We start from the raw sequence: 7,966 nt of genomic DNA on the forward strand, positions 1-7,966 counted from the left end.
GGAGGTCATCAACCCTGAGGACATGCACCTCCTTGACCCGGCCTCCATTCTCTGAGCTCCGCCTGCTGATCCGTGCCGAAATCGACTCGACCGGTCAGGAGGATCAAGGGCAACAGGCCTGAGGAAGTGTATGTATCATCCCTCGGTGGCGGAACTATGGCCAGCGGTTTGGTGATATGCCCCACAATGGTTCCCCGGACGGGCGAATTGTGGCCGTATATCCTTGCAAAGCACCCGCGTACGTGATGAGATGAGGGCATGAGCACATATACAGGTAAGGAACCAAGCAATATCTCCTACACGGCTGTGGCCGACGTCACCGGGGGCCGCAATGGTCACGCGGTCAGTCACAATCCCGACCTTTCCCTGGATCTGGATACACCCAAGGCCATGGGTGGCGAGGAGAAGGGGACCAACCCCGAGCAACTCTTCGCCATCGGTTGGGGCGCATGCTTCCAAGGGGCCATGGGGTTGGCCGGCAAGGAACTGAGGGTGGCCGCCACCAAACTGGCCCAGAGCAGGGTCAGGGTCCACGTCTCACTGGGTGACGAAGGGGAGTCCTTCGGCATCAAGGCCAGGATCGAGGTGGCCCTGCCCGGCATCGACGAGGAGACCGCCCGGCGTCTTGTCGACAGGACCCAGGAACTCTGCCCGTATTCCAAGGCAACAGCCGGCAATGTTCCCACCGAACTGGTGGTCGTGGACTCCCTGGACTGAGTCCACCATCTTGAGGCCTGTAAATCCCGCCTCCTGCCATTGAATCCGTTGGCGGTATGCCATTTGACCGGGGAATACGATTTCTGTGCCTAATGATGGACAATTGCAGTGTCGGCTCGGACAGGCTCAGGATCGATGGATGATTCCTGTATGTTCTGAGCGGGGATGCCGGTTGCATCTGGTTGGGAAAGGTGGCCTATGCAGACTGAAATCAGTGGACGACAACGTCTCAGCGACGAGGGGTACACGGCCTTCGATGAGGAACGCTGGGCTCCCGAGCCTCCCAAATCCAACTCACGCACTGCCTTCGAGCGTGACCGTGCCCGACTGGTCCATTCCTCCGCCTTGCGTCGTCTTGGTGCCAAGACCCAGATCCTGGTGGCGGGGACCGACGATTTCGCCCGTACCAGGCTGACCCACACCCTGGAAGTGGCCCAGATAGGCCGCCAGATCGGCACCATGCTGGGATGCGACCCTGATGTGGTCGATTGTGCCTGTCTGGCGCACGATCTGGGACACCCTCCCTTTGGGCACAACGGCGAGCGGGCCCTGTCCACCATCGCCTCCTCCATCGGTGGCTTCGAGGGGAATGCCCAGACCATGCGCCTGCTGACCAGGCTGGAGCCCAAGGTCTTTCACCCCGATGGCCGCAGTGCCGGCGTCAACCTGACCAGGGCCGCCCTGGATGCCTCCATCAAATATCCCTGGACCCTGGCCGAAGCGGGCAGGCATCCGAAAGGGGAGAGGTCGGCCAAGTATTGCGTGTATCCGGACGATGTAGAGGTGTTCGACTGGCTGAAGCAGGGTGTACCTGCCAACACGACGCCGATGGAATGCCAGGTCATGGACCTTTCGGATGACATAGCCTACAGCGTGCATGATGTCGAGGATGCCATCGTCGTCGGTTCCTTTGATCCGGTTGCCCTGGCCGATCCAAAGGTCATGGACGGGGTGGTGCTCGCCGCCCGGAACTGGTATGGCCAGCGGTGGGATGCCGACCTGCTCCTGGAGGCCCTGGACAGGATGAAGACCATGTTGCCCTTGCACTTCAACGGTTCACGTCGGTCCCTGGCCCAGCTGAAGAACATGACCAGTGCCCTGATCGGGCGGTTCGCGGGTTCGGTCGAAGCCGCCACCCGCCAAAGGTACGGTCAAGGCCCACTGACGCGCTATTCCGCCACAGTGGTCATTCCTGAGGAGACCTCATACGAGATTGTGGCCTTGAAGGGCATCGCCGTCTATTTCGTCATGGCCCCCAGGGAACTCGAACCCTTCCATGAGGAACAGCTGAAAATCGTCACCGATCTGGTGGAGGTGATGATGGCGGATTCCCCCAGCCCCTCGGACGCCTTGGAAACCGTCTTCCTGGAGGATTGGGTCCAGGCCGGGTCCGACGAGGAACGCCTCCGTGTGGCCATCGACCAGGTGGCTTCTTTGACGGACGGGTCGGCCCTGTCCCTCCACTCCATCATCTGCCAGTAGATTCGACAGGCCGAGGGGGGCCCTGGTTTCCTGCACGGCTCAATCCAGTTCCCGAATCAAGGCTAGGCTGGGGTATATGCCAGGACTGATCAAGAAAGACGACATCGAGAAGGTACGGGCCAAGGCCGACCTGTATGAGATCGTATCCGAGAGCGTGACCCTGAAAGCCTCTGGTTCGGGTACCTATGTCGGGTTGTGCCCCTTCCACGATGAGAAGTCGCCCTCCTTTTCGGTCCGTCCCTCCATGGGTGTCTGGCACTGCTTCGGTTGCGGGTTGGGCGGCGACGTCTTCACCTATGTGGAGAAGGAGGAGAATGTCGAGTTCGGTGATGCCGTCGAGATTCTGGCCGATAAGTACCACATCGAGCTGCATTACGACAACGACCGCAGGGAACAGCGGAAGGGCTCCAAAAGGACCCGCCTGCTCGAGGCCAACGAGGAGGCCCAGCGGTTCTTCGTCTCCCAGATCATGACGAAGGAGGCCCTGGCCGCCCGCAAGCTCCTGGCCGGCAGGACCTTTTCCCAGTCCGACAGCGCCCACTTCGGGTGCGGATATGCCCCCCGCGGCTGGGATAATCTGGTCCGCCACCTCTCCGCCAAGGGGTTCACCCAGCAGGAGATGCTGGATGCCGGTCTGGCAAGGCAGGGCCAGCGCGGTGTCTACGACTACTTCCGTGGCAGGGTGACCTGGCCCATTCGGGACTCGACCGGCCGCACCCTGGGGTTCGGCGCCCGCAAACTCTTCGAGGACGACGGCATCAGCGCCAAGTACATCAACACCCCGGACACCCAGCTCTACAGGAAGAACCAGGTTCTGTACGGCATCGACCTGGCCAAGGATGCCATCGTCAAGAAGCGTCAGGTGGTCATCGTCGAGGGATACACCGATGTCATGGCCTGCCACTTGGCCGGTGTCGATACGGCCGTGGCCACCTGCGGAACGGCCTTCGGCGAGGACCACGCCAAAATCGTCCGCCGCCTCATCTCGGATGACGCCCTGGGGGCCATCCAGCTGGTCGGACCGGTTCGGGGTTCCCGGGTTGTCTTCACCTTCGACGGGGATGCCGCCGGGCAGAAGGCCGCCCTCCATGCCTTCGGGTTGGATGGCAACTTCCTCACCCAGACCTTCGTGGCCGTGGCCCGTGACAACCTGGACCCCTGTGACCTCCGCATCCAGCACGGCGACCAGGCGGTCCGTTCGCTGGTCGAGGATGCAAGGCCCCTCTACGATTTCGTCATCGATTCAGCGGTGGACATGTTCGATACCCAGTACACGACCGGCCAGATGGGGGCGGTCAAGGCTGTGGCACCGATCATCGCGCAGATCAGAGACCGGTCCCTGGTGGGCATCTACACCAGGAAGACCGCCCGCCGGATAGGTGTGGATCTGGACCTGCTCCGGCAGGAGGTAAGTCATGCCCGGCGGAGCCTGAATGTGCGCGACCAGAGCGCCTACGCGGTCAGACAGCCCAGGTATGGTAACGGTGGTAGGGAACCCGCCAACCATAATCCCTATGAAGAGCCCGCGCGTCGTCGTGAACTGGAAAAGAAGGACGCGGTCGACCAGGGCTATTACAGGATCGATGATTCGGTCTTCATCTGTGAGCAGCAGTTCATGGGGCTGTTGATCCAGATACCACGGGCCGTCAACCGTGATGTATACAGCCAACTGAGTACCAACAGCTTCGAGGTCCCTATCTTTCGCACTCTCTTCCAGGCTGTGGAGGCCGCTGGTGGGCTGCCCGCCGCAGACACCCCCCAGGGTCTGTGGATGCATAATCTGAGCAAGGAGGCGGGTCCATTGCTGGAATCCGCCATCAATGAGCTCGCCGTCATGCCCCTGCCGCTGGCCGCTTCTGATAAGGACAGCCAGGCTCAGGGGTCGGGGCGGGTCGGGCCTGCAGGTGGTACGGGTGGCGGCCAGGAGACGGGGCCTGCTGTGAACGCCGCGGCCATCCAACTGAGGCCGGCCACCGCAGAGGAGCGGCAGTACGCTTCGGAGCTCCTGGCGCGACTCCTCGACGCCACCTATATGCGGTTGATTTCCGCGGCCCGCCACCAGATGAACCGTCTGCCTGACGGCCAGGAGAAGTTCGACCTTCTGGGGAAGATCACCGAGTACGAAACCCGTCGCAAGGAACTCAACAACCAGGTATTCGGCAACGTCAACTGAGATCGAGATTGTGCAATTTCGTCAAGGTCGGGTCACCACTGCACCCGACCGTGAACCCACCAAATACCATTTCCCGTATTCCTCCATGAAGTAATGGGGGGATTACGGGGAACTGCCTGCGCCGTGCGCAATGCCATCACGACTCTTATGTCCTTCTGCGTTGCGGCCCCCCGCAACGCAGGGGTGGGTCAGGCCGGGAAGGATATCTGCGAGTTTATGCAGGTCATGACGGTTACGATGACTGCCGTGATGATACCTCCCAGGTAAGGGTTGCGGGTGTGCCGGTAGATGGCCCTTGAAACAAGGGGCATGACTGCCAGTGGAACCAGGGGGGTGAGCATCCAGTCCGCTATCTGTGTGTTGTTGCCGAACAACCCATTGACACCGGTCGTGAAGAAGTAACCGTATCCGGCCAGGGCTATCAGAAGCGCCGGCAGGAGGTTGAAGCACGCCAGTAGGGTGATGTTCCCCCAGTTGCTCTTTCCGAAGGAGGTGTTGTAGTTCAGGCAGTTGGTGAAGACCGACATGGCACCATAAGCCAGCAGGAAGAAGGGGAAGAGCTTGAGCATCTCAGGAATCTTGTCTGCGGTGAAGGGCCTGGCCGCCCAGTACCAGAATCGATAGTCCGAGTTGAAGAAGTACTTGCAGGCGAAGATGAGCAGGATGGCCATCAGGGAGACCGTCAGGGAGAGGGTGATGGTCTGCCGGAGTCTTCTGCCCTTGATGGTGATATCGAAGCTCTGAGGAGTCGCCCCGTTCTTGTTGGCGAACATACGGTACCAGAGCAAGGTGAGGAAGATCATGAATACGGCATTGAGGCATCCCCAGATTCCGTAGAAGAGGGGCATCCCCTGTCGGAAGTAGGTTCCGATGTGCTTATCGACCCTGAAGCCGAAGAGAGCCAGGGAGCTGGCCACGGAGAAGACGGTTGAGGCCACCAGGCATCCCCGGAGCCAGGCGGAGCCCCCGTGCTTGGTGTCGGCCTGGCGCATCAGTGCGGGGGTATCGGACCCGGCCTCCTGGAAGGGGTTGAGCCTGACCATGCAGAGCGTGCCGTAGACCATGAAGAGGAAGAGACCGATGAGCCCCAGCAGGCCGCCGATCATCTTGACCGGGTATATATGATCGGTGTCCGCCAGGTCGGTCCTGATGTTGAATGCCCGAACCATGAACTGGACGGCATCCGTACATGGCTGGGAGAGGAAGAGGACCGTGCCGTGGGTCCCGTTCTCCATATAAATCACATGGGAGGCCTTCCGTCCGCTTATCTGGCGGGTGTACCAACGGCCGCTGATGCCATTCGGGGTCTGGGGCGTCGGGGTCTTGCCGAAGTTGAGGAAGGAACGGGCGTTGTTTGATTTCAGATATTGGGGATTGGGCTTGATCCGCCCCGTCTTCGAATCCTTCTCCTTGAAGGAGTAGTCATCGTACTTGCCTGCCAGTACTCCTACCGTGCGTCCTTTGTAATAGTTGAAATACTTGCCGTTGTCGTTCTTTTTGGCGGCTTCTACGACGTTGGTCTTGCCGGGCACGTAACCGAAGGCAGCCGTTTCATTGTCCTTATAGACAGGATCCCTGCTCACATAGAGAACAGCCTTGATCAGGGGCTTGGTGCGCTTGTTGTCGATCAGTATGGATTCGTGGACGGTGTTGCCACCCCGGGAATGTCCCGAGACCGCGATTCGGTTGGTGTCAACGAAGGGGATGGTGGTCAAATATTCGACGGTGTCATACAGCCCTCGCCCGTTCACCAGCCATTCCTGATTATTGAGAACCTCGGATTCCCCGTGGCCGTACAGGTCGAAGGAGACGACGACGAAGCCCCTGCGGGCCCACTCGATCTGGAAGTCATCGCTCTTTTCCTTGTTGGTGTTGCCTCCGTGGGCGAAGACGATGGCCGGGGCGGGATGGCTCGGGGTGGCCGACTTGGGCTGGAGCATGTCCATGCTGAGCCGGTGGCCGGATGGTGATTCGATTGACAGGGTCTCCTTGGTTACGTGCCCCGCATCCGTCTGTGCCAGGTTGGACATGAGACCGCAAAGGAGGCATAGGACCAGTGAGATGATGAGTCCCAGGCCTGCTCCTCCTATGGCTGTATGTTGTTTCATTGATCGGCCCTTTCTTCGTGGATCTTCTCTACGTCCGGCGATCGTAGGATTCCTGATTTCATGTTCAGTGCGTGGCGGTCGGTCCGTAGACCGTATAGCCTGGTGTCCGTGTCCGCAGATGAGGTCACGTCTATGTTCGTCACCGGAGTTCGCATGCAGGGTACCTCCTCCTGTGAGATATAACCCGCATGGCCTTACTTGTAATGTATTACCGGTAAGGCTAGACAAAGTGATTGTGTCTTTTAACTTATCTATGTGCCTCATTCGCAGATACCCGACCCGTGGCCTGACTTCGTCAGGGAATTAGGGATGAACATTCAAAAGCGTCGATTGGCATTGAACCTGAGCCAGGAGTATGTGGCTTACAATGCCAATCTGTCCCGGTTCTCATATCAGCAACTGGAACACGGTCAGTCACGGCCGGGGTCCCCATCCAATCCCAGCCTGCTGAACGTGATGGCAGTGGCCCAGGTCCTGGATGTGGACCTGAATGATCTCCTGCCGAGACCATGGCCTGACCTTCGTGCCCGTTGAAGGCCGCGGAATCGGTGGCGAGCCCTGCCGATAGGCTATTGGTATGGATTCCTACTGGCAAGAAGATGATCGCACCTCCGACGGAGTTCCCAAAGGAACCGGAAGACCGATAGACCGGACGGGTGCCTGTTCAGGCCGTTCCGATGGTCCCAAGGTGGGCGAGTTTCCGCTGGCCGTCTTCTGGGATATGGACGGTACCCTGATCGATTCGGAACCCTACTGGCATCAGGTGGAGATCGAGCTGACGCAGGAGTATGGCGGATACTGGACCGATGATATGGGTTGGCGGGTCTCGGGGAGTCCTCTTCCCCGGGTTGCCAGACTCCTCAGGGAGCAGGGATTGCAGCTGCCCGAGGAGGATATCCCGGGTATGCTCATCGACGGTGTCGCCCGCAAGGAGCAGGAGCACATGCCTTGGATCAGCGGGGTATTCGACCTCCTGAAGGCCTTGTCCCAATCCGGGGTTCCCTCTGTTCTGGTCACGACCTCGCCCCGGCGCATGGCTCAGGTTGTGGTGGACCAGGCACCTCAGGGTGCGTTCGTGGATTATATCTGCGGTGACGATGGGCTGGCTCAGAAACCGGATCCGGCACCCTATCTGTACGCGGCGAAGCTGGTCGGTATAGAGAAGCCTGACCGTTTGGCTGCCTGCATCGCCTTCGAGGATTCCACGACGGGCATTCGTTCGGCGGTTGCTTCCGGTGCCACCACCATAGCCTTCACCGGGGCTACGCCCAATGCTGTCGGCAACGGTCCCCAGTTCGCAGCGATTGACACCTATGTCGGTCTGTCGCCTCTGGACCTGGGCGGATTCATCGCGGCTAGGGATTCGACGAAGCAATCCTGACCGCGGTTGCCTGTTGAGTTCGAAGGTGGGCGGAAGAGTTGCCCGACCCGGCCATTTGGTCGGGTTCCCATAGCCCTTTTGCCAGTAAGGTTTCGGGTTCCCGAC

At 59.9% G+C, this 7,966-nt stretch carries 6 protein-coding genes; 5 read left to right on the top strand and 1 reads right to left on the bottom strand.

The annotated features are described in order from the left end of the window. Positions 1-258 precede the first annotated feature (258 nt). The 3 genes from Q0K62_RS07510 to dnaG all read left to right on the top strand — a co-directional run bounded on the left by Q0K62_RS07510 (position 259) and on the right by dnaG (position 4,372). Complete coding sequence (locus Q0K62_RS07510; RefSeq protein ID WP_297317356.1) at positions 259-717, top strand: Ohr family peroxiredoxin; 459 nt, start codon at positions 259-261, stop codon at positions 715-717. Between the two features lie 198 nt (positions 718-915). Next, positions 916-2,199, top strand: coding sequence for a deoxyguanosinetriphosphate triphosphohydrolase (locus Q0K62_RS07515; RefSeq protein WP_297317357.1), 1,284 nt, complete (start codon positions 916-918; stop codon positions 2,197-2,199). A 76-nt stretch (positions 2,200-2,275) separates the two neighbouring features. Further along, positions 2,276-4,372, top strand: a complete 2,097-nt coding sequence (dnaG, locus tag Q0K62_RS07520) for a DNA primase (RefSeq protein WP_297317358.1) — start codon at positions 2,276-2,278, stop codon at positions 4,370-4,372. Positions 4,373-4,560: 188 nt separating this feature from the next. On the opposite strand, the gene Q0K62_RS07525 is transcribed toward dnaG, so the two are convergent. Then, positions 4,561-6,480 (bottom strand): alpha/beta hydrolase, encoded by a 1,920-nt coding sequence (locus Q0K62_RS07525; RefSeq protein ID WP_297317359.1) that lies wholly within the window; start codon positions 6,478-6,480, stop codon positions 4,561-4,563. A gap of 309 nt (positions 6,481-6,789) precedes the next feature. Here Q0K62_RS07525 and Q0K62_RS07530 point away from each other — a divergent pair, with 309 nt between their 5' ends. Both Q0K62_RS07530 and Q0K62_RS07535 read left to right on the top strand, forming a co-directional pair. Further along, positions 6,790-7,014: a helix-turn-helix transcriptional regulator gene (locus tag Q0K62_RS07530; RefSeq protein WP_297317360.1), complete on the top strand. Its 225-nt coding sequence runs from the start codon at positions 6,790-6,792 to the stop codon at positions 7,012-7,014. Between the two features lie 154 nt (positions 7,015-7,168). Continuing rightward, positions 7,169-7,861, top strand: a complete 693-nt coding sequence (locus Q0K62_RS07535) for an HAD family phosphatase (RefSeq protein ID WP_297317361.1) — start codon at positions 7,169-7,171, stop codon at positions 7,859-7,861. The last annotated feature ends 105 nt before the right edge of the window (positions 7,862-7,966 follow it).

Origin of the sequence: uncultured Bifidobacterium sp., from assembly GCF_945269915.1 — a bacterium.
In the GTDB taxonomy this organism is placed as follows: domain Bacteria; phylum Actinomycetota; class Actinomycetes; order Actinomycetales; family Bifidobacteriaceae; genus Bombiscardovia; species Bombiscardovia indica.

Excerpts from the sequence above, each read along its gene's own strand:
- Q0K62_RS07510 (WP_297317356.1), top strand. The coding sequence starts at position 259 with ATGAGCACATATACAGGTAAGGAACCAAGCAATATCTCCTACACGGCT.
- Q0K62_RS07515 (WP_297317357.1), top strand. The coding sequence starts at position 916 with ATGCAGACTGAAATCAGTGGACGACAACGTCTCAGCGACGAGGGGTAC.
- dnaG (WP_297317358.1), top strand. The coding sequence starts at position 2,276 with ATGCCAGGACTGATCAAGAAAGACGACATCGAGAAGGTACGGGCCAAG.
- Q0K62_RS07525 (WP_297317359.1), bottom strand. The coding sequence starts at position 6,480 with ATGAAACAACATACAGCCATAGGAGGAGCAGGCCTGGGACTCATCATC.
- Q0K62_RS07530 (WP_297317360.1), top strand. The coding sequence starts at position 6,790 with ATGAACATTCAAAAGCGTCGATTGGCATTGAACCTGAGCCAGGAGTAT.